Below are 25,478 nucleotides of genomic sequence, written 5' to 3'. Positions count from 1 at the left end.
CGTTTTGTTTATCCTGCCGTACTGCTAGCGGTCAGGCAGTCGACCAGCTCTGCAGCAAATCCCGATAACAGCTCGCGCTTGCGCACACAGACCTTCAAGTCCCGCTGCGCCCAGGGTTCTTCCAGCTCAATCACCGCAAGCGGTGCCCCAGCCGTTACCGCACTGCGCGGCACCATGCCGATGCCCACGCCTGCACTGACCATGCGACACACGGCTTCAAAGCTGCGCACCTGAATCCGCACCTCCAGATGTCGCCCCTGCGCGGCGGCAGCATTCATGGTGAAGGTGTGAATTGCCGAACCTGAATGCAGCATGACAAAGGGATAATCCAGCACCTGGGCAAACAGGCTGCTGGTAAGCGCGGCAAGTGGGTGCTCAGTCGGGGCAATCAGCACCAGGCGGTCGGCTCGGTATGGAATCAGCTCAACCTCGGCACCTTCAATCGTCCCCGCCACCACGCCGACTTCCACCTCACCACGCGCCACCGCCATCAGTACATCGGGGCTGGTGTGTTCCTCCAGAGAGATACTGACTTGCGGATGATGCTGCAGAAAAGTCGCCAGACTGTCGGGCAGAAAGGTATGGGTGGCGTGGGTGTTGGCCCACAGGCTGACATGCCCACGCACGCCTTTGGCGTATGGGGTCAGGTCGGCATGCATCTGCTCAAGCTGGGCAAATACCTGGCGCGCATGGCGCAGCAAGGCCTCGCCGGCACGGGTCAAGCTGACGCCACGCGGCTCGCGCAGCAGCAGCGGTGTGCCGATCGACGTTTCCAGCAAGCGCATGCGGTGGCTGGCCGAAGACGCAGCCAGGTGCACGCGCTCGGCTCCACGGGTGAGGTTTTTCGCCTCGGCAATGGCGACAAACAGGCGTAGATCAGTCAGGTCATACTGCATAGCGTTAGTTAAATCCGAACGATCTGTTATGAAAAAGCCAATTCCAAGGCCATTCTATACCCTTCATCATTCGGCGCAGCACAACACGTAAGGATTCACCCAAGATGCCATGGAAAACCTGGTCAACTGAGCGCGTGGGTATCGCACTGGCGATCCTTGCCGCCTTTGGCTTCTCGTTCAAAGCCATCTTCGTCAAGTTGGCCTACGCCGCCGCGCCGGTGGATGCCATCACCCTGCTCGCCCTGCGCATGAGCTTTGCCCTGCCCATCGCCCTCTGGGCCACGCTGTGGCTGTGCCGCAACGCACCACCGCTGACCCGTAAGGACTGGGGCATGCTGGTGGCGCTAGGGCTGCTCGGCTACTACGGCGCCAGCATCCTCGACTTCATCGGCCTGCAGTACATCTCGGCGGCGCTGGAACGCTTGATCCTGTTTATCTACCCGACCATGACCGTACTGATCGGCGTGCTGTTTATGGGCAAGCGTCTGGAAAAACGTCAGATTGCCGCACTGCTGCTGACCTACGCAGGTATCGGCCTGGCGTTCGCCCATGACCTGCAGGTGGCAGAAGACCTCAAGGCGGTGCTGATCGGCGCGGCATTCGTTTTCGGCTCTGCGTTGTCCTACGCGCTTTACAGCTCAGGGGCTGAGGTGGCGATTCATCGGCTGGGCACCATCCGTTTTGCAGCCCTGGCGATCATCGTTTCCACCTTTGCCACGCAGCTGCACTTCCTCGCCACCCAGCCGTTCAGCGCACTGCAACTGCCGCTTGAGGTGTACGCCTACAGCGCGGCGATGGCGATTTTCTCCACGGTGCTGCCGATCTTCTGGCAATCGGCTGCGCTGCGTCTTATCGGTTCAGCGCGTACCGTGCTGATTGGCACATTGGGGCCGATTCTGACGATTGTCTTCGCCTGGATGCTGCTGGCAGAACCGGTGTCGCTGGCTCAGTTGGCGGGGGCCGCGTTGGTACTCGCGGGGGTGTTGCTGGTGTCGCAACGTAAGGCACTGGCCATTCAAGCAAAGCCTGTTAACCAAACTGACACCGCCCAGAGCCGTGCCAAACCCGTTTCATCAAGCCACTAGACTGACGGCTGCAGCTGTCCGTGGGAGGGGCTTTAGCCGCGACGCATTTAGGCCTGCAAGAGCTGTCGCGGCTAAAGCCTCTCCCACAAAGCCCCTCGCTAAGACCCAAAGGCTGATCGTAAAACCTAGCGCCAGTGCCGCTGCTGCACCTTCTGGCTGCGGCCCGCGCCAAACAGCATGCCGATCAGCAGTGCCAGGCTTTCCAGTAGCCAGGCCAGCAGCAGTGCACAGGCGATGCCCCAGGCGATGGCTTCCGGGGCCAGCAGCACCTGATAGCGGTAAGCAGCGAAGGTTTCCGCCATCAGCTCATGATCAGCCGCAGTGGCCAGATGCCAGACCTGAGCGTACCAAGGGCCTTGCATGGCCTTGCTTTCACGCTCCAGAAAGGCCGAACGCTCGACCAGCGTACCCAGGCTCTGCGCGTCACTGCGCATTACCGGGTCAGCGCTGGCCTGGTAATGGCCGACCAAGGCCACCAGATCGCCTTTGAAAAAGCGCTTCGCCGTTTCGCGGAAGCCTTTGAGGCCCAGCTCCGATTCGATGCGATGGGCTTCGACGCGCTTGCTGTAGTCATCAATAAAACCCGGCACCTGTACGCCAATCAGCAACCCCAGAGCGAACAAGGCCAACCGCAGATAGCTTCTAATCATCTCCCCTCCCCATTCAGTCCGTCAGACCCTGCGCGATACATTCACCGCCGCGCCACAAACGCCATTCTCCCGGCTGGTACAACGTCCAGCTCTCGTTATCAGTCAAGGGCTCAGTGGCCAGCACCGTGACCACATCATTGGGCGTGGTTTCCGCCTGGAAATCCACCTGCATATCGGCATCTTTCAGGTGCGCCGGGCCAAACGGTGCGCGCCGGGTGATATGCGCGAGCTTGCTGGAGCAGAAGCTGAACAGCCAGTCGCCATCGCTGAGCAGGCAATTGAACACGCCGTGCTGACGATAACCAACGCAGGCGTTGACCAAGGTAGGCAACAACACATCCACCGCCATCGGTTCGGGAAAGGCCTGACGCAGGCGATTGAGCAAATCACAGAAGGCCGCTTCGCTGTCGGTGTCGCCAATCGGCCGGTAGTTATCCAATTGCGGTGCGAAATCAGCCAACTGGCCGTTATGCGCAAAGCACCAGTTGCGCCCCCACATCTCGCGGACAAACGGATGGGTGTTGGCCAGACAAACCCGACCGACATTGGCCTGGCGAATATGCCCGATCACCACTTCACTCTTGATCGGGTAGCGCTGCACCAACTGCGCCACCTCCGACTCGCTGCTCGCACGCGGGTCCTGAAACAGACGCAGGCCGCGCCCTTCATAAAAGCCGATGCCCCAGCCATCACGGTGCGGGCCAGTACGTCCGCCGCGCTGCATCAGGCCGGTAAAGCTGAAGACGATATCGGTCGGCACATTGGCACTCATGCCCAGCAATTCACACATTGGCTAAAGCCTCGCGCAGTTGCTGCGCCTCAAGCGCCAACCGCGCCTCGATACGTTTGCGCGCCAACGGCAGAAAACGCGTCAGGGCGCGCCAGAGCAGCTGCATGACATCGCCGCTGCGCCGTGGAATCAGGTGCAGATGCAAGTGCGGCACATGCTGATTGGAGGTCGGCCCGTCATTGATCAGAAAATTGATGCCCTGCTCGCCATAGCCGGCCGCACGCAGGGCGGCGGCAATCCGCTGCGCCAATGGCAGCAGCGCATCTGCGGCAGCGGTGGAAAGGTCCTTGAGAAACGGCGCGTGCTCGCGGCTGACGATCAGCACATGAGCCGGGCGCAAGGGGAAGATATCCAGCAGGACGATAAAGTGTTCATCCTCATAGATACGCTCGGCAGGCAGTTGCTCGGCGGCAATTGCACAGAACACACACTCCATAACCCCTCCTTAGTCAAAGGGGCATGCTGAACGGCTGTGCCGTCCGGTGCAAGTACGCAGCGCAGATTACAGACGCGGTTCAACCCGCAAACGGCGATCGCCACGACCATCAACACGGGTGTCACCAAAGTCCTGCTCGTCGCGCCTCATCATCTCGCGCAGCGTCGGCTCGTCATCGGCAATCGGAGCTGGCCCTTTGCGCCCTTGCCGCCAGCGCTCTATAGGCCAGCGGATGGCGACAAACAACAGGTACAAGCCAAATACAATCAGGCCATACATGCTCAAATCCGCCACTGCGCGCCAGGCGTTGTTACCGACGCCAAGCAACAGGTCCATTGCGGTGATGGCAATAGAGGGGGCGAACTGCTCCTTGCCAGGGTCGACAATGGTCGGGCTGAACAGCAACACCAACACCAATACTCGCAGCGGCTCACGCAAATAACGCCACATCCAGCCGGTCAGACGCAGCCATACCAGCAGGCAGCCAAACGCCGCCACCAGATAGGCACCCCAGGCAAGCAGGTAGTCGTGTTCACTCATAAAACGCAAATTCTCTGACAGTGAAGAGCAGTCGGCGCGCACGCACATCAGTACACAGATTTCAGCGCCCGACAGGCGAAGTGGCGCTTATGATAACGGCTTTTGTCCGCAGCGGCGTCCCCGCTGTCGGCGCACGTCAATGGAGCCACCCCATGCCCCACGCCCCCATCGCCCGCGTCGAGAACGCTGCCGATCCCTATCGCTGGTTGGAAAACCGCGACAGCACTGAGGTGCTTGATTACCTCAAAGCGGAAAATGCCTACCTGGAACAGCAGCTCAGCGAACAATTGACGCTGCGCGAAAGCCTGTTTCAGGAGATCAAGGGGCGCATCCGTGAAACCGACCTCAGCCTGCCCTCGCCCTGGGGCCCTTACCTGTATTACCAGCGCACCACCGCTGGTGATGAATACCCGCGGCACTACCGCTGCCGTAAGCCCGCCGATGGTTCGCTGACGGTCGATGAGAGCAGCGAACAGCTGCTGCTCGACCCCAACGTCCTGGCCGATGGCGGCTTTATCTCGCTGGGCGCCTTCAGCATCAGCCCGGATCACCAGCGCCTGGCCTACAGCCTGGACACCAGCGGCGAGGAAACCTACCGGCTGTTCGTCAAGGAACTGGCCGGCGGCCGCCTGATTGAGCTGCCCTTCGAGGACTGCGACGGCAGCATGACCTGGGCCAATGACAGCCAGACCCTGTTTTTCGGTGAACTGGACGACACCCACCGCCCGCACAAGCTGTATCGCCATCGCCTCGGCAGCGATGCAGCCGAACAGGTGTTCCATGAGCCGGACGGTCGTTTCTTCCTCAGTTGCTACCGCAGCAGCTCCGAGCGCCAGTTGATTCTGCAACTGGGCAGCAAAACCACCAGTGAAGCTTGGGTGCTGGATGCCGCCACCCCGCAGGCTGCATTCAGCTGCGTGGCACCACGCGAAGAAGGCCACGAATACGACGTCGACCACGGCATGCTGGATGGGCAATGGCGTTGGCTGATCCGCAGCAACCAGCACGGCATCAACTTCGCTCTGCTGTACGCCAGTGAAGCCGCCCCACAACGAGCCCACTGGCAATTGCTGCGCGAGCATGACCCACAGGTGATGCTGGAAGGCGTCACCCTCAATCAGCAGGCCCTGATACTCAGCCTGCGCGAGAACGGTCTACCCATTATCGACGTGCAGCCGCAGGGGCAAGCGGCCTACCGCGTACAGTTACCGGACGCTGCCTACAGCCTGTATGTGCAAGACAGCCTGGAATTCGACAGCCCGGTGATTCGCCTGCGTTATGAAGCGCTCAATCGCCCGGCGCAGGTGCGTCAGCTGGAGCTGGCCACGGGCGCGCAAGTGGTACTCAAGCAAACCCCGGTACTCGGACCGTTCGATGCCGACAGCTATGTCAGCCAGCGCCTGTGGGCCACTGCCGCCGACGGCACCCAGGTGCCTATCAGCCTGGTAGCCAAACGCGACGTGCTCGGCAGCCCTGCGCCGCTCTACCTGTATGGCTACGGCGCTTATGGCGAAAGCCTCGACCCCTGGTTCTCCCACGCGCGCCTGTCGCTGCTTGAACGCGGCTTTATCTTTGCCATCGCCCATGTGCGCGGCGGCGGCGAGCTGGGCGAAGCCTGGTATCGCGGCGGCAAGCTGGAACACAAGCAGAACTCCTTCGACGACTTTATCGCCTGTGCCGAACACCTGATCGCCAGCGCTTATACCAGCGCTCAGCAACTGGTGATCAGCGGCGGCAGCGCCGGCGGTCTGCTGATGGGCGCGGTGCTCAACCAGCGCCCCGAGCTGTTTGCTGCTGCCATCGCCGAAGTGCCGTTTGTCGATGTGCTCAACACCATGCAGAACCCCGACCTGCCGCTGACCGTTACCGAATACGATGAATGGGGTGATCCAAGCCAGCCTGACGTGTTTGAACGCATCAAAAGCTACGCACCCTACGAAAACGTGAAGTCACAGGACTACCCGGCGATTCTTGCCGTAGCCGGCTACAACGACAGCCGCGTGCAGTACTGGGAAGCTGCCAAATGGGTGGCCAAGCTACGCGCGCAGAAAACCGACAACAACCTGTTGCTGCTGAAAACCGAACTGGACGCCGGCCACGGCGGTATGAGCGGCCGCTACCAGGCGCTCAAGGATGTCGCCCTGGAATACGCCTTTATCCTCAAGGTACTGGGCCGGATTTAAGTCGCTGATAGCGCGCGCCCTAGCCTGCCCGGATGGGTGGCGCGCTACAGGATCAGTTTGTTTGGCACTAAACAGCGGACGTTTAGGGCGAAAATTTACTTGACCGTCTACCCAGATTTAACCGATCTGACGCATAAACTCGGCTACGCTGAATTCCACGCTGGCGTACTGCCATCTCTCCATTCCGTTGCCTGTTCACCATGGAAGGTCTGTCATGAAAAACTGGAAGATCAGAACCCACCTATTGCTGCTTTCCGGCTGCCTGCTGTTCGGCCTGCTCTGCGTCGGCGGCCTGGGTCTATATGGCTTGCAAAACACCGTCAAAGGCCTGCAGACGGTGTATCTGGACCGCGTAGTACCGCTGCGCGACCTCAAATTGATTGCCGACCTCTACGCCGTCAACATCGTCGACGCCACGCACAAGGCCCGCAGCGGCGAGCTGGATGCCAAGGCGGCGCAACAGCTGATCGAGCAGGCCCAGACGCGTATCGAGGAAACCTGGAACGCCTACCTGAACACCAGCCTGATTGCCGAGGAAACCCGGCTTATCGAGCAGATCAAGCCGCTGATGGAACAAGCTCGACAGCCGCTGAATGAACTGCAGAGTCTGCTTAACCGTGGCGACAAAGCCGGCATCGACGCCTTTGCCAGCCAACGCCTCTACCCCCTGATCGACCCGTTGTCGGGTAAGTTCGCCGAACTGATCGATGTGCAGCTGCTTGAGGCCAAACGCCAGTACCAGTTAGGTGAAGCCGCCTATGCCAGCAACCTCAACCTGAGCAGCAGCGTATTGCTGATCGCCCTGCTGCTGGGCCTGACTCAGGTGGTTTATTTCATTCGCCTAATGAGCCGGCAACTGGGCGCCGAACCTGGCGAGCTGGAAGAGATCAGCGCACGCATTGCCGAAGGCCGTCTAGGTGGCGGCAAGAGCCTGGGCAACCAGGTGATGACCGGCGTGATGAAATCCGTGCAGAGCATGCGCCGTGGCCTGCAGGACATGATCGGCAATATCGGCGAAGCCTCTGAACAGATCGAATGCGCCACCTTGCAGCTGGCCGCCTCCTCCGAACAGGTACTGACCAGTGCCAACGTGCAGAGCGACACGGCTTCGGCCATGGCCGCCACTGTCGAACAACTGGCGGTAAGCATCAATCACATTGCCGAAAACGCCCAGCAGACCTACGACATGGCCAAGAAAGCCGGTGACATGACCGATGAGGGCATTCTGGTCATGGCCCGTGCCACAGAGGAAATGCACCAGATCGCCGAACTGGTGGCGCAAAGCGCGCGGGACGTGGAAACCCTGGCTGATCAGTCGCGCAATATCAGCGCTATTGTCGACGTGATTCGCGGTATCGCCGAGCAAACCAACCTGCTCGCCCTCAACGCCGCCATCGAAGCGGCACGCGCTGGCGAACAAGGCCGTGGTTTTGCCGTGGTAGCCGATGAGGTACGCAGCCTGGCCGGGCGCACCGCGCACTCCACTACCGAGATTGTCGCCCTGGTCGATGCCATCCAGAGCGGCATGCTCAAAGCCAAGAGCAGCATGGCCGCCGGCTGTGAACGGGTCAGCAGCGGCACTCAACTGGTTGATCAGGCTGGCAACTCGATGGGCGGCATTCGCCAGGCGCTGAATGATTCACTGCAGGCCGTCAGCGTGATTTCACTGTCCCTGCAAGAACAGCGGGCGGCCAGTGAACAGGTGGCCATGAGCGTGGAGCGGGTGGCGCAAATCGTCGAAGAAAACTCGGCTGCCCAGGGTGGCATTGTCCTGGCCATTCAGGCCCTGCAAGCCATGTCCGGGCGTTTGCAGGGCGTCATGCAGCGTTTCAGTTTCTAGATTCATACCGCACCAGCGCCACTCGGCGGCAGGCACCGGGCAGCGCTGGCAAGCGTGATGGCTGACGGCTAAGGTCAACGTATGCGACAGATGTCGCGCCATCCCAGGCTGCCGTCCATGCCCGCCCAGTCCCAACTGATTGATGAAATACGCGACATGCTGCTCGACTGCGGCCTGTTCGACAACCTCACACCGAATGAACTGCTCAGCGCCGCCGGCTATTTCAATATCAGCAAGTGCGCCCCCGAAGCGAGCATCTGCCGCGAGGGCGACCCGGGCACCTTTATGTGCATCATCCACGCCGGGGCCGTCTCGGTACGCAAGATCAACTCCAGCGGTGAAACCATCGAACTGGCCAAACTGCGCAAAGGCCGCGCCTTCGGTGAAATGGCCGTGCTCGATGGCGAGCGGCGCTCGGCCAGTTGCATTGCCGTCAGTGACTGCAGCCTGCTGATGCTGGCCAAGGACTCCCTGGACAAGATGCTCGGTGAATCCCCGAAAACTGCCGCCAAGGTAATTCGCGCGATTGCCATCGCCATGTCGCGACGTTTGCGCATGGCCGACGGTCAACTGGTGGAACAACAGCTGTAACGGCTGCGGTTCAAACGACAGTCGCTTACTCCGCCGTTTTCGGCACCGGCTGCGCATTACGCTCACGCTGCTCCTGTAGCAACCGCAGATCCTCGTCACGACGCGGCTCGCGGGCCTCGGGCTTTGGCAGCGGTTTGAGCAGCGGCGGGTTCTGGCTACTTGAATTAGGCAAGTGCTGCGCCGGCACGGGGGCGTAAGGTTGTGGTGTGGCGGTGCCAGGGGCTCCTGTCGCGGGGGCCGTGGCCGGCATTTTCGGCGGTTGCTGAGCCAGTAATGACGTGCTGGCCAGGGTGGTCAAAGCGAACAACAGGGCAGTCAAGCGCATGCTGGGATCTCCTGTGAGGTTACTGCGTTGGGCCACAGGCTTGCCGTTAAGTGCCGCATCGGCGGTTCTCACTGACGACCGGCACGGCTAGACTGCAACCAAGGCCCACCGCACGAGACATCAGATGAGCAGCGATAAATCCCCCTCCGCCACTGGCAAGCTTGACCGCATTCTCGCCGAAGCCCAGCGCACGCGCGAAGAAGGCTACCGCGACAAGGCGCTGAAAATGTACCCGCATGTCTGCGGGCGCTGTGCCCGCGAGTTTTCCGGCAAACGCCTGAGTGAACTGACCGTGCACCACCGCGACCACAACCACGACAACAACCCGCAGGACGGCTCCAACTGGGAGTTGCTATGCCTGTATTGTCACGATAACGAACACGCGCGCTACACCGATCAACAGTACTTCAGCGAAGGCTCGCTGAGTACGCCGAAGACCGCCCAGGCGACCCACAACCCCTTCGCAGATCTCGCTGCCCTGCTGAAAAAGAACTAGCAAGCGTCAGCCCGACACAGCCAACCAGTGCACGGCGTTATACTCGCCGGCCTTTTCTGCTCTGCCGCCCTTCACGATCTGTTGCGGTCGTTCTGCTGCGGCGCTCTATCTACCGAATCTTTGCGAGTACAGCGTGGCCAACAAGAGATACGCCTGCATCGGCCTGTTCAACCCGAAATCCCCGGAAAACGTCGGTGCCGTAATGCGCGCAGCTGGCTGCTATGGCGTCAGCTCGGTGTTCTACACCGGCAAACGCTACGAGCGTGCCCGTGATTTTGTCACCGACACCAAGCGCATCTATATGGATATCCCGCTGATTGGCGTAGCGGATCTGCAACAGATCATCCCCTTGGGCTGCACGCCAGTGGCCGTGGAACTGGTCGAAGGAGCCCGGCCGTTGCCGGAGTACACCCACCCCGACCGCGCCATCTACATCTTCGGCCCCGAAGACGGCTCACTGAGCAAGGAAGTGCGCGACTGGTGCGAGGATGTGATCTACATCCCCACCGAAGGCTGCATGAACCTTGCTGCGACAGTTAACGTCGTGCTCTACGACCGCCTGGCCAAGGGCAACAACACCAAGTCTGGCCCCAAATTCAAATAAGCTATACAGCCTAAAGCCCCGACTTGAGCCGGCTGAATGCGCGCGTCAGAGCGCGGTTGAACGCTGGATTGTTGTCGTTCTTGGTGTAGAGCTGGGCGCGTATCGCGGCGGGTGGATAGGTGCCTGGGTCAGCGAGAATCGTCGGATCGACCGCGGCATTGGCTGCCGGCACCGCGTTGGCGTAGTAGATGGTGTTGGTAATAGCACCGATGACCTCGGGGGTCATCAGGTGGTCCATCAGCGCCAGGCCTGCCTCGGGGTGTGGTGCGTCCTTGGGGATCACCATTGCATCGAACCAGATCAGCGTGCCTTCACGCGGGATGCTGTAGTGCAGGCTGTAGGGCTTGCCTGCCTGCTCAGCCTGGCCGGCAGCAATCGACACGTTGCCGTTCCATGACATCGCCAGGCAGGTATCACCGTTGGCCAGGTCGCTGATATTGCGGTCGTTGTCGAAGTAGCGGATCGACGGCCGCACCTTGGCCAGATGCGCCTCGGCCAGTTTCAGGTCATCCAGGCTCTGTTGGTTGATATCCAGGCCCAGATAGCGAAACGCGGCGGCAAACACCTCATTGGGGTCATTGAGGAAACTCACCCCGCAGTCGGCAAACTTGGCCACGACGGCTGGGTCCATCAGCATGGCCCAGCTGTCGGTGGGTGCATCGGCCATACGCTTGGCAATGGCCTGCTGCTGGTAGCCAAAGCCGGTGGTGCCCCACACATACAACCCTGCATAGCGGTTACCCGGATCAAAGGCCGCCATATGCCCGGTGAACTCCGGATCAAGCCCGCTGAAATGCGGCACCGCTGCCTTGTCCAGCGGCTGCACGGCCCCACTTTTGATGGCCCGTTGCAGGTGCTGACCGGCCGTGAGCACCAGGTCATAACCGCTGCGCCCGGTGAGCAGCTTGGTTTCCACGGTTTCCAGCGAGTCGAAGTGGTCGACCACCACCTTGATCCCGGTCTTCTGCTCGAAGCTGCTCAGGGTATCCGGGGCCAGGTATTCGCCCCAGATAAACAGATTGACCTGCTTCGGCGCCTCGGCCGCCAGCGCCTGAACGCTCGCGGCCAGGCCTAACGCCAACAGACTGGCATGCAGTTTCATCGAAGCCTCCTAGGCGCGCTTGGGCGCGGCGTATTGCGGCATGGTGATACAGGCGACGTTGCCGCCACCGAGGAGGATTTCCCGGGAGTTTTCGATACCGATAATCCGGTGCTGGGGGAACAGCTCGGCCAGAGTGGCCTGGGCCACGCGGTCGCAGGGATCGTTGAACAGCGGCACGACGATGGCCGAGTTGCCGGCGTAGTAGTTGATGTAGGAGGCGCAAATCTGCGTGCCAGCCTGACGGGTGTGGGTCGAATCATCCTGATCCAGGCCTTCGGCCTCTTCAGCCGTCCATTCCAGTACACGCGGTTGCGGCAGCTTGTGGATCTGCAGTTCGCGACCCTGGGCATCGCGGGTGCTGCGCAGGATATCGTAGGCCTCCTGGTAGATTTCCCACTGCGGATCGTTGCGATCGTCGGTCCACTGCATCACCACCACACCGGGGCGGACAAAGCAGGCCAGGTCGTCGATATGGCCGTCGGTTTCATCGAACTTGCAGCCGCGCGGCAGCCAGATCACCTGCTCGGCACCGAGGTAGTCCTGTAGGCGGCGGGTCATCTCATTCTTGCCCAGATGCGCGTTGCGGTTGCGGTTGAGCAGGCACTGCTCGGTGGTCAGCAGGGTGCGTTGGCCATCAGTCTGGATACCGCCCATCTCGGCGATAAAGGGCGCGCGGTAGCGGTCGTAGCCTTCGATTTCCAGAATCTTCTGGGCGATCTGGTCGTCCTTGTCCCAGGGGTAGTACAAGCCGCCATCGAGACCGCCGTAGGCATTGAACTCGAAGTCCACGCCGCGCACCTCGCCACTCTCGTCATTGACCAGAAAGGCCGGGCCGCTGTCGCGGAACCAGGTGTCGTTGCAGGTCATTTCCACCACCCGCACATGCGCCGGCAACTGACGACGAGCATTGGCGTACTGACTGGCCGAAGCGCACACGGTGACCGGCTCGCTGCTGGCGATGGCGCTAACGATATCGACCCAGACTTTCTGCGCCGGTTTGGCGCCGTTGCGCCATACGTCGGTGCGCTCCGGCCAGCCGAGCCAGCAGCGGGTCTTGGGTTCGAATTCGCCGGGCAGACGGAAGCCATCGGTTTTCGGGAGGGAAGTCAGGGAACGGGCCATTGCTAGGTACTCGTCGGTGGCTGAGGAATAGCTCGACAGTACCTGCGGCAGAGCGTCCGCGACCAATGACCATTATCGCGGAATAGATGAATTCAATTCAGATATCAACTAACTGATCAGTGAACCATTCAACGAACTGCGCCACCGCCGGTTTATCCAGACGCAAGCGCTCGCAGACCAGTGCGTACTGCCCGAGCGACGCCACACTGGCGGCGAACGGCCGTACCAATCGCCCGCTGGCCAGGTCCTCAGCGCTGGTCAGGTTGTCGCCAATCGCCACACCCTGGCCACGTGCAGCCGCTTCCATGGTCAAGCCGGCATGGCCCAGGTACAGGTGCCGCTGCGGCTGGATATCGCCGGCGTGGGTGGTCAGCCAGGCTGTCCAGGTCTTGCCGTCCTGATCGTCGTGCAGCAGGCAGTGACGGGCCAGATCGCGCGGGTGCTTGAGCGGCAGCTGGTTGAAGAGGCCGGGGCTGCACACCGGGAAGAACAACAGGGTCGGCAAAGGCCGCACGAAGAAGGCACTGCCATCGGCCGGACCAGTGCCGTAGGTAATCGCCAGATCGATTTCTTCGCCGGGCTGAGTCGCCTCCAGCGGCTGCTCATAAAGGTGCAGGGTGATCTGCGGATAGCGTTCGCTGAAATCGGCCAGGCGACCGATCAACCACTTCTGCGCCAGTTCGGCGGTTACTGCGATGCGCAACTGCGCCTGGGAGCCGGGGTCACGCAGTTCATCACAGGCATCCAGAATCAGCTCGAAGGCCTGCTGCACGCTGCGCAACAGACGCTGAGCCTGCGGTGTGGGGCGCACCTGGCGGCCGTCACGCTGGAACAGCGGCGTACCGAGCTGCTCTTCTAGCTGGCGGATCTGGTGGCTGACCGCACTGTCGGTGACACACAACTCGGCCGCGGCCCTGCCAAAGTGGGCATGCCGGGCAGCACACTCGAAGGTACGCAAGGCGGTGAGAGACGGTAGACGGCGCATGCGGCGCTCCTCACTGACAACTGCGCCGCATGCTTACTCAGGCGGGTGACTAGCGCAACAGCTTGTTGTCCAGCACCTCGGAGGCACCACCCATGACGTTTTCGCTGATCTCGATAAAGTCTTTGGTGCTGGCCTTGTCCAGGCGCATCAGACCGCGGGTCACGTCATCCAGCGAGCGTGGCTGGGTGGTGCCTTTGGTGGCCTGACGGATTTCCCGATCCAGTTCCTGCAACAGCAATACCGCGCGGGCAGTAACCGGGCCACTGGAGTTGTCAGTGCGCAGGCTCTGCACCGGCTTGCTCCAGCGGATCAGCTGTTCGCGAATCTTCTGGTAACGCTCTTCGCTGAGGCCACCGGCACGGCGCATCAGCTCGATGGCGTAGTACTCGGCCAAGCCCTCGGTGATCCAGTCACTGCGGTCACGGGCGCGGATTCGGCTGAACACATGCACCAGTTCGTGCACCAGGGAACTGGTGCCGTTCTCACTGACCAGCGGACGGTCACTGTGCATGTAGTAGGAGTTGGCCGCCGACAGACCGCCGCGCCACATAGGGTCGCCGGCACCGACGATCAGCAGCTTGGCCGGGTCGCGCGGGAACACTTCCTGGGCATGTGGCCAGACGAAGGTCAGCAGGGTCATTACGTCCATACGGCGCATGCCTTCGCCCACTGGCGCGGCGATGGCCACATCGGTTTCGCCCAGCTTGGCACGGCGCGTGCCGACTTTACCGGCCACGATCCAGCCTGTTGGGCGGTCGAATTTGCGCTGTGGGTTGTCGATGCGGAACTTGTTCTTGCCGACCCGCGGCCAGCCGGTTTCGACACTTTTCCAGCCCTTGGGCAGGTCGAACTGCAGACGCGACACCAGCACGGTGTGATCTTCCTGGCGCAGCTTGACCGCCGGTACCAGATCGTCGCCACGCAGCAGCGCCCAATCCTTGGTGATCCGCGCATCAAAACGCCCGGGGGCACGTTCATGGTTGATGCGCATCAGGTAAGTCAGCTTTGCCTTGCCTTTGGCTGGCTGCCAAACGCCCAGTGCAGGACTGTCCTGGGTCCATTGGCCATCGGCCTTGAAGTCGCTGTAAACGCCCTGGTCGCCCAGATTGAAGGCCAGGCTGATGACCCGCGCGCCGTCTTCCAGAGTCAGGCTGACTTCGGCCTGCTCGGTCTCCGGCAGAAAACGCACGCGGTAATCCAGATCAACCTTCTTCGCCCACAGCGGGGTACTCAGGCTCAGCAAGACAACGGACAGCAACAGACGGCGCAGCAACATGGCAAAGCTCCACAGTGCAATTGAATGGTTCAGGCGAGTTTAGGCTGGCATTTGCAGGCGAGGTTCAGAGGATGCTTACAAACGTAGCGAGCGACGGCCAAACAAGGCGAAAGAAGCCGAAAAAGCGGAGTGTACGAGTTGTACATGAGCATTTTGAGGCTGATTTCAACGCAGAATGGCCGAGCGCAGTAGTTTGTAAACATCCTCTCAGCCGGCGCGGAAGATCATATGATCCTCCCACTCATCCTCGGCCACGCTGTTTTCGCTAAGCATGCGCCCAGCCTGGGAAATTCGCTGTTTGTGCACTTGCTCGGGGTCGCCGCAGACCAGGTGATGCCACAGCAGCAGGTCCTTACCCTCGCTGACCAGACGGTAAGCACAGGTCGGCGGCAGCCACTGAAACTGATCGGCCTGGGCCGGGGTGAGCTGAATACAGTCGGGCACAAACTTGCGCCGGTTGCTGTAGTCCGTGCAGCGGCAGGTTTGCAGATCCAGCAGTTTGCAGGCGATGCGCGTGTAATAGACGCTGCCATCGTCCTCGTCTTCAAGCTTTTGCAGGCAGCACAGACCGCAGCCATCGCACAGCGACTCCCACTCGTCCTGATCCAGCTGTTCGAGGGTTTTGCGTTTCCAGAAGGGTTCGACTTTAGCGGCCATGGCGAGGGTACGGTGAGGGGCGAAAAGGCCGGCAGTCTAGCCGCTCAGCCTGACGCGGCCAAGGGCGGCAAGCCGAATGGCTGCCGCTTGACTCAATAACCCCGAGTGAAATCCACCTGCCCCACCAAGGCCTCACCGGCACGCCAGCGTTGCAGGTTATCAACAAACAGCTGCACCAGCAGGCGCGGGTCTGTCGGCGCAGCACTGTGCCCGGTCAGCAACAAACGCGGTGCATCCCAGAATGGATGGCCAGCAGGCAGCGGCTCTACGCGGCAGACATCGATCACCGCGCCGGCCAGTTGCCCCTGCTGCAAGGCGCTGACCAGTGCCTGATCGACTACAGCCACACCACGCCCGGCGTTGATAAATAGCGCGCTGGGCTTGCAGGCAGCAAACAGTTCGGCATCGTAAATATCACGGGTGGCTGGCGTATCGGGCAGCAGGTTGATCAGGTAATCGGCCTCCGCCGCCAGGCTTGGCAGCTCGTCGAGCCCAACCACCCGACGGAACGGCGGCAGATGGCGCGGGCTGCTGGCAATGCCCAGCAACTGCATGCCGAACGGTGCGAGAAACCGCGCCACGTTCAAGCCGATATCCCCCGTACCGACAATCAGCGCCGTGCGCCCGGCCAGGCTCTGCGGTGCGCGGTTGTCCCAGCGCTGCTCGACCTGCGCCGCCAGGCGGGCAAACAACTGACGTTGATGAGCCAGCAGATGCCCCAGCACGTACTCGGCCATCACCTGACCGAAGATACCCACGGCGCGGCTCAGGCGGTAATCGCTTGGCAAATCAGCGGCCAACAAGGGCGTGATGCCTGCCCAGGTCGATTGCAACCAGTGCGGCCGAACACCTTGGCGCAGCAAGGCAGCCAACAAGTCAGGCTGCCCCAGCCACACCGGGCAGGTTGATGCCTGATGCTGCAAATCGCCCAATTGGTCGCTGCCGAACACTTCCAACTCAGGAGCCTGCTCACGCAGCAACGCGGCATAACGGCGATGCTCGCCCTCCGCGATCAGTACGCGCAGCGGGGTGTCAGCAGGCGGGTTCATCAGACCGGATCGTTACGGCGCAGCAGTTCATCGGGCAGGTGCTCGATGTATTCATCTTCCGGTGGAGGCATTTGCAGGTGGTAGCCCTGCTCGTCGAGGTTGGCCAGCACCTTGTGGATGTCCTCGCGGGCCAGTTGGCGCTCGGGGGTGAGGATCAGTTCGAAGGCCAGAGCCGGAGTACCGAAGGCGCTCAACAGCGCTTCAGGTACACGTTTGAGGCCATCGCTTTTCAGCACATAGAGGTACATCTCGTTCTTGCGCGGGCTTTTGTAGATTGAGCAGATACGTTTCACGCGGAGTCTCCGGTTGCAGCCAGGCAATCAAGCAGTGCCTGGCCCATCAATTCACGTCGCCAGCCGCGCAGGGAATCCGGCAGCTGGTAGGGGCCATTGGGGTAGCCGGTTTTCAACAGGGCTTCGAGGGTTTTCTTGCGCAGCATCAGCTCCGGGGCGATTCCCAGGCGTTCCCCCTCGCGCTGGCCGATGGCACGCAGCTTTTTCAGCAGTGATGCAGCCTCCAGCGGCAATGGCTCGGGCAGGGCTTCAGGCCACTCTTCAGCCGGGGTGGCTGCGGCCTGCTTGATCAGTTGCAAAATAAACTCGCCATCCTGGCGCACGGTTTTCGGGTGCATGTCTTCGATCCGCCCCAGGGCCACCAGGTTATCCGGCTGGGTGCGTGCCAGTGGCCATAGCGAATGCTCGCGAATAATCCGGTTGCGCGGCTGGTTGCGTTTACGCGCCTGCTCTTCACGCCAGCTACACAGTGCTTTCAACACCGCCAATTGCTGGCGCGAGAGTTTCCAGGCCAGCTTGGCTTCGCGGTAGGCCAGCTCGGGATCGACTTCGCGACCAAGGTTGCTGACCAACTCGGCGCCGTCTTCCAGCACCCAGGCGTATTTATCAGCCGGCAGCTGCGCCTTGAGCTGCGCATAGACCTCAGCCAGGTGCAGCACATCTTCCGCGGCATAGCTGACCTGAGTGGCCGACAACGGCCGTTGCAGCCAGTCGGAGCGGGTCTCGCCCTTGGGCAGTTCGATATTCAGCACCGCCTGCACCAGACGCGAATAGCCCATGGAGAAACCCAGATTGAGATAGCCGGCCGCCAGTTGGGTGTCGAACAGCGGCGCGGGCAGGCTGCCAGTCAAACGCAGAAACACTTCCAGGTCTTCGCTGCAGGCGTGCAGCACCTTGACCACGGCAGGGTCTCGCAGCAGCTCGGCAAAGGGCGTCCAGTCGCTGATCAGCAGCGGATCGATCAGGTACGCCCGCTCGCCCTCGCTGACCTGCAACAGGCCGGCAATCGGGTAAAAAGTGTCGACCCGCATAAATTCCGTATCGAGCGCCACAAACGCCAGCGTGCGCCAGGTTGCACAATGCTGTGCCAGGCTGGCGTCATCGCCAATCCACTGAATATCAATCGCCACGCGGCTCTCCCCTGAAGAATGCCGCGCAGTATATATCGCCCAGTCCAATAGCCGGGCATTCACAATGCGCGACAGCCGGCAGACGCGCTATTCTGCGCCCGCTTGCATTGAGAACCACCTTCAACAGGGAATAACAACAATGAAGAAACTGCTTGGCCTGCTGGCGGCCCTGATTGCCGCCGCGGCAATCTACCTCGCCGTCACCCCCAGCCCGATTGACCCGCTGGCCTGGGACGCGCCAAAAATCCCGCCAATGACCGGTAATCTGGAACCCAACGACACCTTGATGAAGGCCGAACTGCTCGGCCGTGGCCAGGTGCATGGCCCGGAAGACACCGCAGTGGATGCTCAGGGTCAGGTGTACGCCGGCCTGCATGACGGCAAGATCGTGCGCATCAAGGCCGATGGTAGCGTGGAGACTTTCGTCGACACCCAGGGCCGCCCACTGGGTATGGACTTTGACGCCGCCGGAAACCTGATCGTCGCCGACGCCTACAAGGGCTTGCTGAGCATCAACCCTCAGGGCCAGGTCAAGGTACTGACCACTGAAGCCGAAGGCGTGCCGTTCAAGTTCACCGACGATCTCGACATTGCCCGCGACGGCACTATCTACTTCAGCGATGCCAGCCAGCGTTTCGAACAACCGGATTACCTGCTCGACCTGCTCGAAGCCCGTCCGTGGGGCCGCCTGCTCAGCTACAACACGGCCAACGGCGAAACCAAGGTGCTGCTCAAGGACCTGTACTTCGCCAACGGCGTAGCGCTGTCGGCCAATGAGGACTTCGTGCTGGTCAACGAAACCTACCGCTACCGCATCACCCGTTACTGGCTGAGCGGCGACAAGGCCGGCACCCACGACATTTTCATCGACAATCTGCCGGGCCTGCCGGACAACCTGCAGGGTGACCGCAACGGCACCTTCTGGGTCGCCCTGCCAACCCCGCGCAAGGCCGACGCCGATATGCTACACCGCTCGCCCTGGGCGAAATCACAGCTGGCCAAACTGCCACGCGCCTTCTGGCCCAAGGCCGTTCCTTACGGTTTTGCCATCGCCCTCAATGAGCAAGGCGAGATCATCCAGAGCCTGCATGACACCAGTGGCACCCACCTGCGCATGATCACCTCGGTCAAGCCGGTGGGCGACTACCTGTACTTCGGCAGCCTGGACAACGACCGCATCGGCAAACTGAAAATCCGCTGATACATCTGAGGCCCGCCCATCAAATGTGGCGGGCCTTTCTACCCCCTCCCCAGCCCCTCCTGCAGGTGTTTTCCTGATCCAGATCAGGAGAAATGTGCACGGCACATTGCGCTCTGCAAATCGCTGCTATCGTGATTATTCCCACCCCTCTAGCAGGCTCCTGTCATGGATATAAGCGCCCTGTTTTCACAAGTTCACAGCTTGCCCTGTATACCCCGCGTCGCCCAGGATCTGATTCAACAGTTCGATAACCCCCACACCAGCCTGGACAGTGTGGCGCGCAATATCGCCCTGGATCCGGTGATAGCCGCCAAAGTGCTGCGCCTGGCCAACTCGGCGCGCTTTCGCGGCGCCCGCGAGTCCACCAGCGTTGAAGATGCCGCCATGCGCCTGGGTTTCAACACCCTGCGTACGCTGGTGCTGGCCTCCGCTGTGACCGGTGCGTTTCAGGCGCCGCCAGGCTTTGACCTCAAGGGTTTCTGGACACACAGCTTTCAGGTCGCCAGCATCAGTCGACTGCTGGCGAAGAACCGCGGTGTTGCCGTGGAAACTGCATTTACCTGCGGGATGATGCACAACATCGGCGAACTGCTGATTCAGACCGGCGTACCTGAGCTGGCCGAACGCCTCAACCAGAATGGTAAGGATGTCGGGGCCGCCCAGCGTGTGGCACTGGAAACCCTGCAACTGGGCTTTGGCTTCCCTGAGGTGGGTGCGGAGCTGGCGCGGCGCTGGCAACTGCCGGAGCTGATCCAGCATGCCATCGCCTACCAGAGTCGGCCGTTCCAGGCACCAGTGGACATGCCCTTGCCACGCGTACTGGCGCAAGCGGTGTCGATTGCCGAGGCGCTGCGTGAACATCCAGGCGCCATGTCCAAGGCAGTGGACACGCTGCAAGGCCCGCTGTTCGAAGGGCTGGATGTGCCCAGCCTGCTGGATGAACTGCCGGCTATTCTGGATGCCGACAAAGGCTTTGCCGAGCTGCTTGGCTGAGTCAAACACCACTGAGCGCCTGACCGCGCTCAGTGGTGGCTAGTGCTACTTGTTAGCAATCCAGATGGTGTGCCGGGTGCCCTTGTTGCCATGGGCGTAGACCTGCACTTCCTCGACCTTGAATCCGGCCTTGCGCACCTTGTCGCTGAACACCCGGTCGGCACTTGCTGACCACACTGCCAACACGCCTTTGGGGCGCAATGCCTGGTAACAGCGCTGCAGACCCTGAGCCGAATACAGCCAGCTATTGCGCTTCTGGGTCAGTCCTTCGGGGCCGTTGTCGACATCCAGCATGATCGCGTCATAACGCTGCTCGGCATTCTTCAGGCAGTTGGCGACATCGTCCTGAATCACCCGGGTACGCGGATCGAGAATCGGGTAACCGGCCTTGGCTCCCAGCAGTCCGCGGTTCCACTCCACCACCCCAGGCACCAGCTCGGCCACTTCCACTTCAGCGGTCTTGCCCAGGTTCTGCAAGGCTGCGGCCAGGGTAAAGCCCATGCCCAGACCGCCGATCAACACCCGCGAGTCCGGCCGCCCGGCGACCTTCTTGCAGGGAATCGCCGCCAGCGCATCTTCGGAACCATGCATGCGCGTATTCATCAACTGACCGCCATCGCCGCCGGCAATCTTGATGACAAAATCCTCACCGTACTCGAACAGGCACAGCGCGCCCGAGCCATCGGGAATCGGGGCGGTATCGAGCAGTACAAAACGCTTCATGGCGTGCGCAACCTGGGTCAGCTAAAACGGGCATGCAGCATGCCCATAAACCGGCAAAGATGCAGCGCCCAGCGGGCAGAAATCTTCCAGAACCAGGCTGCGACAGCTCAATAGCAGGGTTTATGATGCCGGCTGCCCCTTTGCCCATAGGATGACTGGCATGCCCCTCGCCCAACTGATCACTGCTGCTCAACTGCAACAGCGCCTTGCCGACCCCAGTCTGCTGATTCTTGATTGCCGCTTTGCTCTGGAGGATCTGACTTACGGCCAACGCAGCTATGCCGAAGGCCACATCCCTGGCGCGCAGTTTGCCGATCTGGAGCGCGACCTGTCCGGGCCAATCCACAAAGGCATCACCGGCCGTCACCCGCTTCCAGAGCCTGCGCAACTGCTAAGTCGTCTGCGTGAATGGGGACTGAACAATAACAGTGAGGTGGTGCTGTACGACGACGGCCCCGGCGCCTTTGCCAGCCGCGCCTGGTGGCTGCTGGCCTGGCTGGGCAAACGTGACGGCGTGTACCTGCTCGATGGTGGCCTAAAAGCCTGGCGCGAAGCCGGCGGCACTTTGACCCACGAACTGCCCACGCCTATTGCCGGCACGTTCACTGGCAACGCCGACGCCAGCCTGCTGGTCAATGCCGCGCAGCTGCAGCAGCGCCTCGGTGATAGCCAACTGACCCTGCTCGATGCCCGCGGCCTGCCGCGCTTCAGAGGCGAGGTAGAGCCAATCGACCCGGTCGCCGGGCATATTCCCGGCGCGCAATGTGCGGCGTTTACCGACAACCTCGACAGCGACGGTCACTTCCTCAGCCCGGAGCAACTGCGCCAGCGCTTTGCCGCGCAACTTGGCGAGCGTCCGGCCAGTGAGCTGGTGGCCTACTGCGGCTCCGGTGTAACGGCCTGCCATAACCTGTTCGCCCTGTGCCTGGCTGGCTACCCGCTGGCACCACTGTATGCCGGTTCCTGGAGCGAATGGATCACCGACCCGACTCGGCCAGTAGCCACTGGCGACTGACAAGCCTCAAGCGATGCGGCCGCAGCGCCGCGTCGCGTCGCGTCGCCATATGCGGGTTAATCACAAACTGGAATATAGGCAATAACCGAAAGCCGAAAACAATTTAAAAACAGCCTTTTACAGTAGAAAGGTCGCACTACACTTCAACATGAGCGGCTAACCCCGCTCCCGGTGGGGCCTTTATTAGAATAAGTCGAAGCTGCCAGCGCCCCGTCCCCATCGGTCACCTTTCGCCGAGGGCTATATGGGAATTGCCGCCTGCGAGTTAAGCCAGTACGTCATCCGCCCTACCCTGCTCTACCTGGGCCGCCATTCCACCGCCGCCGAAGCCTTGTTGCTCGGAGCCGCCGCCAGCCAATCCGCGCTCGGCTCAGCCCTCGATGACAAACACGGGCACGGCCTCTACCGTATCGCCGCACTACGCCACCAACAGCTTTGGGATCAGCACCTGGCACTGGACCCAGAACTCGCCAGCCAGGTACGCGGCCTCGCCAGTCAGCATGCCTTCCTTGCTGCGCCGCACCTGGAACTGACCGTAAACCTGCGCTACGCCACGGCGATTGCCTGGATGCTGATTGAAGCCGAGCAACGTGAACTGCCCGATGCCGACGACCTGATGGGCATGGCGCAGGTCTGGCGACGGGTGTTCAAACCCCATGGTCGCACCAAAGATTTTATCGCCGCCTGGCAGCGCTGCATCGGCAACCTCAGCCAGGTCGCCTGAAACACAAACCAACGTGCCAAGGGCATTTTTCGGCAATCGAAACACAGGTACAAACCGCTCTCTCAAGGGTTGCAAAGACTTTTCAGAAACCATGGAAAGTTGTCGCTTTTCGCCCCACAGGCAAACCCCAGTAATCCAAACCCTGCCTATTTCCTGATCTTGTCTCTACCCCCCAAGCCATCACACGGTCAATGATTGTTCTAGCACTGCACAAAGCATTAGCAGACCGGTCACAGCAGGGCATACAGGTGACGTAGCGCTTCTGATTCATCCAGCCGTTTGGGTTACACTCGCCCGGCGCACACAACAATAAGAAGAATGGCCTGGAACCGTTCTAACGTCGCGTAGCGACTGCCCGCGGGTGGCCGCCATGGATGGCAGGCCATAAGCCGCCTGAGACAGCCCTTATGACTGCACTCTGCACTGCCTTGCCCGAACAGCTCAGTCTGTTGCTGGTGGATGACCACCGGATCTTTCTCGATGGCCTCAGCCTGGCCCTCGCCCCGCTCTGCCCTGACCTGCAGATTCGCACCGCCGAATCCGCAGCCGCCGCCGAAACCTGCCTGCAACACGCCACTTTCGATCTGATCCTGCTCGACCTGCGTCTGCCAGACGTGCCAGGCCTGGAGTTGCTGCAACGCTGGCAACAACAAGGGCGCATGACCCCGGTGGCGATTCTCAGTGCCAGCGACTCCAACTTGGACGCCCAGGCCGCACTCTCTGCCGGAGCCCTGGGATTTATCCCGAAAAGTGCCAATAGCGATGAACTGCGTCAGGCGGTCACCCGCGTTCTACTAGGAGAAACCCTGCCTGCACCGCAACACGGGGACAAACCACAACTCACGCCACGGCAAATGGAAATCCTTCAGCTGCTGGCCGAAGGCCTGCCGAACAAGTCGATCAGTCGTCAGTTGGGCGTTTCCGAGGACACGGTGAAAACCCACCTGAAATCACTGTTCCAGGAGTTCGACGTGCACACTCGCACTGCCTGCGTTAGTGCGGCGCGGCAGCGGGGCTGGCTTTAACCACTGCGGGCAATAACACCGCCAGGGTCTGACGCAGGCGAGCCGGCAGCAGTGGCTTACCCAGCAGGGTGACATGGGCACGGGTGCAGCGTTCCTGCAGGTCAGCGCTGACATCCGCTGTGATCAGCAGCGCCGGCAGCATACGCCCGGCTTCCTCGCGCAGACGCTCAATGGCGCGCAGGCCGTCTTCAGTGGCCGCCAGCCGATAGTCGCTGATCAGCACCTGTGGCTGCGCCTCGGACAAACACTGCAAAGCCTCGGCTGGATCGGCGCAGGCCCATACCTCACAGCCCCAGCGTTGCAACAGCCCAGCCAGAGCTTCACGCCCTGCAGCATCATCCTCCAGCAACAGCACTCGCCCCTGCATGGCGCTGACCGCCGGCGCAGGTGCCTGCCATTGCCCAGCCTCGGCCACCGGCAGTTGCAGAACAAACCGCGCGCCAGCCCCAGGGCTTGAGTGCAATTGCAACTGATGCCCAAGCAATTGCGCCAGTTGCTGCACAATAGCCAAGCCCAGGCCCAGGCCGCGTTCGGCATTGCGTCCGGGGTTGTCCAGTTGGCGGAACTCTTCGAACACCAGCTCTTGCTCTTCATCGCTCAAGCCCTGGCCATCATCCCCGACTTCCAGGTAGACCACGCCCTCTTCCGCCCGCGCCTGCAACCACACATGCCGTGCCTGCGCATGGCGCAGCGCATTGCTAAGCAAGTTGCGCAGCACACGCTCGAGCAACAGCGGATCACTGCGCACCCAGAGGTCGGCACTGTGCAGCTGCAACTCAATGCCCTGGGCATCGGCTTCGGCGCGGGTTTCACCACTCAGGCGCGCCAGCAGCGGACGCAAGGCGAACACCTCCTGTTTGGCCTGCACGCCGCCGGGTAGAGTCAAGCGCGTGTAGTCGAACAGCGATTGCAGCAGTCGACTGAGCTGCTCCACGGCAATCGCCAGACGGCTGCTGATGCGGTGCACGCCGGGATCCTGATTCTGTTCAAGCAGATGCTGGGCATACAGGCCCATGGCGTTGAGTGGTTGGCGCAGATCATGGCTGGCGGCCGCGAGCAGGCGCAGTTTGCGTGCGTCGTCCGCTTCCGCACGCTGCCGCGCCAGGTCCAGCAGGCGCAAGTTAAGCCAGGCGCCACGCTGGCCGTGCTCTTGCAGGTAGGCGCCGACACTGCCGATCAGGTTGGCGCACAGCAAAAACAGCCCCTGATAACTCAACATCACGCTGCCGCCTGAACTGAACAGGCCAAACAACAGAAACAGGCCACAGATACTCCACGACGCCAGACTGACCGCACGAAACGACACGCCGAGCAATACATAGCCAAACAGCAGCACCAGAAACAGCCCGTCATAGGGCATCGGCACGCCCTGGGCCCAGCACACGTGGATAATCGCCGCCACACAGCTACCGTTCAGCCCGTAGGCAGCCACATAGGCCAGCAGACTTGGGCGCGCCGGGCTGCTCGGGCGCCGGCAATAGAGAAATGCCAGCAACGCACCAAACATACCCAGCACGCGCAGCAGCAAGGTCGCCAGACTGGTTTCCAGGGGCAGAAGCAACAGATCCAGTACGGTGTAAACCAGCTGAAAGACAATCGCGGTACTGATGATCAGCAGCAGACGGCGGCGAATACGCTGTACCCGGTGCTCGACAAACTGCTCTTCCAGCGCCTCGGTGAAGCGCAGGCTGCGATAGCCACGGCGCTGCTGGGCCAGTAGCAGGGCTTCCTGGCGCTCCAGGTTCAT

27 protein-coding genes are annotated in these 25,478 nt (G+C 61.4%); 11 read left to right on the top strand and 16 right to left on the bottom strand.

The features are described from left to right. Positions 1-8: 8 nt before the first annotated feature. Positions 9-896 carry a LysR family transcriptional regulator gene (locus tag IOD17_RS09050; RefSeq protein WP_233684773.1) on the bottom strand — a complete coding sequence of 296 codons (888 nt, stop codon included), beginning with the start codon at positions 894-896 and terminating at the stop codon, positions 9-11. Between the two features lie 104 nt (positions 897-1,000). Between IOD17_RS09050 and IOD17_RS09045 the strand changes: the two genes are divergently transcribed. Beyond that, on the top strand, positions 1,001-1,981 hold the full coding sequence (locus IOD17_RS09045) for a DMT family transporter (RefSeq protein ID WP_233684772.1): 981 nt from the start codon (positions 1,001-1,003) through the stop codon (positions 1,979-1,981). A 125-nt stretch (positions 1,982-2,106) separates the two neighbouring features. On the opposite strand, the gene IOD17_RS09040 is transcribed toward IOD17_RS09045, so the two are convergent. The 4 genes from IOD17_RS09040 to IOD17_RS09025 form a co-directional block, all read right to left on the bottom strand. Continuing rightward, positions 2,107-2,631, bottom strand: coding sequence for a DUF2937 family protein (locus IOD17_RS09040; RefSeq protein ID WP_233684771.1), 525 nt, complete (start codon positions 2,629-2,631; stop codon positions 2,107-2,109). Between the two features lie 13 nt (positions 2,632-2,644). Beyond that, positions 2,645-3,421 carry a class II glutamine amidotransferase gene (locus IOD17_RS09035; protein WP_233684770.1) on the bottom strand — a complete coding sequence of 259 codons (777 nt, stop codon included), beginning with the start codon at positions 3,419-3,421 and terminating at the stop codon, positions 2,645-2,647. Then, positions 3,414-3,857: an HIT family protein gene (locus IOD17_RS09030; protein WP_233684769.1), complete on the bottom strand. Its 444-nt coding sequence runs from the start codon at positions 3,855-3,857 to the stop codon at positions 3,414-3,416. The genes IOD17_RS09035 and IOD17_RS09030 overlap by 8 nt, the downstream gene beginning before the upstream one ends. 66 nt (positions 3,858-3,923) lie before the next feature. Continuing rightward, positions 3,924-4,397, bottom strand: coding sequence for an MFS transporter (locus tag IOD17_RS09025; RefSeq protein ID WP_233684768.1), 474 nt, complete (start codon positions 4,395-4,397; stop codon positions 3,924-3,926). 152 nt (positions 4,398-4,549) lie between these two features. Between IOD17_RS09025 and IOD17_RS09020 the strand changes: the two genes are divergently transcribed. The 3 genes from IOD17_RS09020 (at position 4,550) to IOD17_RS09010 (ending at position 9,011) form a co-directional block, all read left to right on the top strand. Continuing rightward, entirely contained in the window at positions 4,550-6,580 is a 2,031-nt protein-coding gene (locus tag IOD17_RS09020; protein WP_233684767.1) for a S9 family peptidase, read from the top strand. A gap of 214 nt (positions 6,581-6,794) precedes the next feature. Further along, complete coding sequence (locus IOD17_RS09015; protein ID WP_233684766.1) at positions 6,795-8,420, top strand: methyl-accepting chemotaxis protein; 1,626 nt, start codon at positions 6,795-6,797, stop codon at positions 8,418-8,420. Between the two features lie 117 nt (positions 8,421-8,537). Then, entirely contained in the window at positions 8,538-9,011 is a 474-nt protein-coding gene (locus IOD17_RS09010) for a Crp/Fnr family transcriptional regulator (RefSeq protein WP_233684765.1), read from the top strand. Positions 9,012-9,036: 25 nt separating this feature from the next. Here IOD17_RS09010 and IOD17_RS09005 read toward each other — a convergent pair whose 3' ends face one another. Further along, positions 9,037-9,336 (bottom strand): hypothetical protein, encoded by a 300-nt coding sequence (locus IOD17_RS09005; protein WP_233684764.1) that lies wholly within the window; start codon positions 9,334-9,336, stop codon positions 9,037-9,039. A 124-nt stretch (positions 9,337-9,460) separates the two neighbouring features. Between IOD17_RS09005 and IOD17_RS09000 the strand changes: the two genes are divergently transcribed. Then, a complete protein-coding gene (locus IOD17_RS09000) occupies positions 9,461-9,832 on the top strand; it encodes a YajD family HNH nuclease (RefSeq protein WP_233684763.1) in 372 nt (123 codons plus the stop codon). A gap of 133 nt (positions 9,833-9,965) precedes the next feature. After that, complete coding sequence (locus tag IOD17_RS08995) at positions 9,966-10,436, top strand: RNA methyltransferase (protein WP_233684762.1); 471 nt, start codon at positions 9,966-9,968, stop codon at positions 10,434-10,436. A 10-nt stretch (positions 10,437-10,446) separates the two neighbouring features. Here IOD17_RS08995 and IOD17_RS08990 read toward each other — a convergent pair whose 3' ends face one another. The 8 genes from IOD17_RS08990 to rnd form a co-directional block, all read right to left on the bottom strand. Next, positions 10,447-11,538 carry an extracellular solute-binding protein gene (locus IOD17_RS08990; protein ID WP_233684761.1) on the bottom strand — a complete coding sequence of 364 codons (1,092 nt, stop codon included), beginning with the start codon at positions 11,536-11,538 and terminating at the stop codon, positions 10,447-10,449. A gap of 9 nt (positions 11,539-11,547) precedes the next feature. Beyond that, positions 11,548-12,660 carry an agmatine deiminase gene (aguA, locus tag IOD17_RS08985; protein WP_233684760.1) on the bottom strand — a complete coding sequence of 371 codons (1,113 nt, stop codon included), beginning with the start codon at positions 12,658-12,660 and terminating at the stop codon, positions 11,548-11,550. Positions 12,661-12,757: 97 nt separating this feature from the next. Next, a complete protein-coding gene (locus IOD17_RS08980; protein WP_233684759.1) occupies positions 12,758-13,645 on the bottom strand; it encodes a LysR substrate-binding domain-containing protein in 888 nt (295 codons plus the stop codon). Between the two features lie 49 nt (positions 13,646-13,694). Next, complete coding sequence (locus IOD17_RS08975; RefSeq protein ID WP_233684758.1) at positions 13,695-14,921, bottom strand: hypothetical protein; 1,227 nt, start codon at positions 14,919-14,921, stop codon at positions 13,695-13,697. Positions 14,922-15,128: 207 nt separating this feature from the next. Further along, positions 15,129-15,578, bottom strand: a complete 450-nt coding sequence (locus IOD17_RS08970; protein WP_233684757.1) for a YcgN family cysteine cluster protein — start codon at positions 15,576-15,578, stop codon at positions 15,129-15,131. 92 nt (positions 15,579-15,670) lie between these two features. After that, positions 15,671-16,603 carry a D-2-hydroxyacid dehydrogenase gene (locus IOD17_RS08965; RefSeq protein WP_233685212.1) on the bottom strand — a complete coding sequence of 311 codons (933 nt, stop codon included), beginning with the start codon at positions 16,601-16,603 and terminating at the stop codon, positions 15,671-15,673. A 23-nt stretch (positions 16,604-16,626) separates the two neighbouring features. Then, on the bottom strand, positions 16,627-16,920 hold the full coding sequence (locus IOD17_RS08960) for a YcgL domain-containing protein (protein ID WP_233684756.1): 294 nt from the start codon (positions 16,918-16,920) through the stop codon (positions 16,627-16,629). Continuing rightward, positions 16,917-18,050 (bottom strand): ribonuclease D, encoded by a 1,134-nt coding sequence (gene rnd / locus IOD17_RS08955; protein ID WP_233684755.1) that lies wholly within the window; start codon positions 18,048-18,050, stop codon positions 16,917-16,919. The genes IOD17_RS08960 and rnd overlap by 4 nt, the downstream gene beginning before the upstream one ends. Before the next feature lie 139 nt (positions 18,051-18,189). Between rnd and IOD17_RS08950 the strand changes: the two genes are divergently transcribed. Both IOD17_RS08950 and IOD17_RS08945 read left to right on the top strand, forming a co-directional pair. Further along, the gene (locus IOD17_RS08950) at positions 18,190-19,251 is read left to right on the top strand and encodes an SMP-30/gluconolactonase/LRE family protein (RefSeq protein WP_233684754.1); all 1,062 of its coding nucleotides are present in this window, start codon (positions 18,190-18,192) and stop codon (positions 19,249-19,251) included. Positions 19,252-19,416: 165 nt separating this feature from the next. After that, the gene (locus tag IOD17_RS08945; protein WP_233684753.1) at positions 19,417-20,244 is read left to right on the top strand and encodes an HDOD domain-containing protein; all 828 of its coding nucleotides are present in this window, start codon (positions 19,417-19,419) and stop codon (positions 20,242-20,244) included. A gap of 45 nt (positions 20,245-20,289) precedes the next feature. Here IOD17_RS08945 and IOD17_RS08940 read toward each other — a convergent pair whose 3' ends face one another. Further along, entirely contained in the window at positions 20,290-20,967 is a 678-nt protein-coding gene (locus tag IOD17_RS08940) for a spermidine synthase (RefSeq protein WP_233684752.1), read from the bottom strand. A 160-nt stretch (positions 20,968-21,127) separates the two neighbouring features. On the opposite strand from IOD17_RS08940, the gene IOD17_RS08935 reads away from it, so the two are divergent. The 3 genes from IOD17_RS08935 (at position 21,128) to IOD17_RS08925 (ending at position 23,731) form a co-directional block, all read left to right on the top strand. Beyond that, a complete protein-coding gene (locus IOD17_RS08935; RefSeq protein WP_233684751.1) occupies positions 21,128-21,982 on the top strand; it encodes a sulfurtransferase in 855 nt (284 codons plus the stop codon). Positions 21,983-22,226: 244 nt separating this feature from the next. Beyond that, the gene (locus IOD17_RS08930; protein WP_233684750.1) at positions 22,227-22,706 is read left to right on the top strand and encodes a hypothetical protein; all 480 of its coding nucleotides are present in this window, start codon (positions 22,227-22,229) and stop codon (positions 22,704-22,706) included. Between the two features lie 407 nt (positions 22,707-23,113). After that, positions 23,114-23,731, top strand: coding sequence for a response regulator (locus tag IOD17_RS08925; RefSeq protein ID WP_233684749.1), 618 nt, complete (start codon positions 23,114-23,116; stop codon positions 23,729-23,731). Here the strand turns inward: IOD17_RS08925 and IOD17_RS08920 are convergent. Beyond that, positions 23,700-25,478, bottom strand: coding sequence for a hybrid sensor histidine kinase/response regulator (locus IOD17_RS08920; protein ID WP_233684748.1), 1,779 nt, complete (start codon positions 25,476-25,478; stop codon positions 23,700-23,702). The genes IOD17_RS08925 and IOD17_RS08920 overlap by 32 nt on opposite strands.

The organism is Pseudomonas anguilliseptica, from assembly GCF_021375795.1.
Classification (GTDB): domain Bacteria; phylum Pseudomonadota; class Gammaproteobacteria; order Pseudomonadales; family Pseudomonadaceae; genus Aquipseudomonas; species Aquipseudomonas anguilliseptica_A.
The sequence above is the reverse complement of the archived record's forward strand: the minus strand, read 5'-3'. Positions and strand labels throughout refer to the sequence as shown.

Coding starts and splice junctions, on each gene's coding strand:
- IOD17_RS09040 (WP_233684771.1), bottom strand. CDS start 2,631: ATGATTAGAAGCTATCTGCGGTTGGCCTTGTTCGCTCTGGGGTTGCTG.
- IOD17_RS08950 (WP_233684754.1), top strand. CDS start 18,190: ATGAAGAAACTGCTTGGCCTGCTGGCGGCCCTGATTGCCGCCGCGGCA.
- IOD17_RS08945 (WP_233684753.1), top strand. CDS start 19,417: ATGGATATAAGCGCCCTGTTTTCACAAGTTCACAGCTTGCCCTGTATA.
- IOD17_RS08980 (WP_233684759.1), bottom strand. CDS start 13,645: ATGCGCCGTCTACCGTCTCTCACCGCCTTGCGTACCTTCGAGTGTGCT.
- IOD17_RS08970 (WP_233684757.1), bottom strand. CDS start 15,578: ATGGCCGCTAAAGTCGAACCCTTCTGGAAACGCAAAACCCTCGAACAG.
- aguA (WP_233684760.1), bottom strand. CDS start 12,660: ATGGCCCGTTCCCTGACTTCCCTCCCGAAAACCGATGGCTTCCGTCTG.
- IOD17_RS08990 (WP_233684761.1), bottom strand. CDS start 11,538: ATGAAACTGCATGCCAGTCTGTTGGCGTTAGGCCTGGCCGCGAGCGTT.
- IOD17_RS09020 (WP_233684767.1), top strand. CDS start 4,550: ATGCCCCACGCCCCCATCGCCCGCGTCGAGAACGCTGCCGATCCCTAT.
- IOD17_RS09050 (WP_233684773.1), bottom strand. CDS start 896: ATGCAGTATGACCTGACTGATCTACGCCTGTTTGTCGCCATTGCCGAG.
- IOD17_RS09000 (WP_233684763.1), top strand. CDS start 9,461: ATGAGCAGCGATAAATCCCCCTCCGCCACTGGCAAGCTTGACCGCATT.
- IOD17_RS08975 (WP_233684758.1), bottom strand. CDS start 14,921: ATGTTGCTGCGCCGTCTGTTGCTGTCCGTTGTCTTGCTGAGCCTGAGT.
- IOD17_RS09030 (WP_233684769.1), bottom strand. CDS start 3,857: ATGGAGTGTGTGTTCTGTGCAATTGCCGCCGAGCAACTGCCTGCCGAG.
- IOD17_RS08925 (WP_233684749.1), top strand. CDS start 23,114: ATGACTGCACTCTGCACTGCCTTGCCCGAACAGCTCAGTCTGTTGCTG.
- IOD17_RS09025 (WP_233684768.1), bottom strand. CDS start 4,397: ATGAGTGAACACGACTACCTGCTTGCCTGGGGTGCCTATCTGGTGGCG.
- IOD17_RS09015 (WP_233684766.1), top strand. CDS start 6,795: ATGAAAAACTGGAAGATCAGAACCCACCTATTGCTGCTTTCCGGCTGC.
- IOD17_RS09045 (WP_233684772.1), top strand. CDS start 1,001: ATGCCATGGAAAACCTGGTCAACTGAGCGCGTGGGTATCGCACTGGCG.
- IOD17_RS08930 (WP_233684750.1), top strand. CDS start 22,227: ATGGGAATTGCCGCCTGCGAGTTAAGCCAGTACGTCATCCGCCCTACC.
- IOD17_RS09035 (WP_233684770.1), bottom strand. CDS start 3,421: ATGTGTGAATTGCTGGGCATGAGTGCCAATGTGCCGACCGATATCGTC.
- IOD17_RS08935 (WP_233684751.1), top strand. CDS start 21,128: ATGCCCCTCGCCCAACTGATCACTGCTGCTCAACTGCAACAGCGCCTT.
- IOD17_RS09005 (WP_233684764.1), bottom strand. CDS start 9,336: ATGCGCTTGACTGCCCTGTTGTTCGCTTTGACCACCCTGGCCAGCACG.
- IOD17_RS08940 (WP_233684752.1), bottom strand. CDS start 20,967: ATGAAGCGTTTTGTACTGCTCGATACCGCCCCGATTCCCGATGGCTCG.
- IOD17_RS09010 (WP_233684765.1), top strand. CDS start 8,538: ATGCCCGCCCAGTCCCAACTGATTGATGAAATACGCGACATGCTGCTC.
- IOD17_RS08920 (WP_233684748.1), bottom strand. CDS start 25,478: ATGAACCTGGAGCGCCAGGAAGCCCTGCTACTGGCCCAGCAGCGCCGT.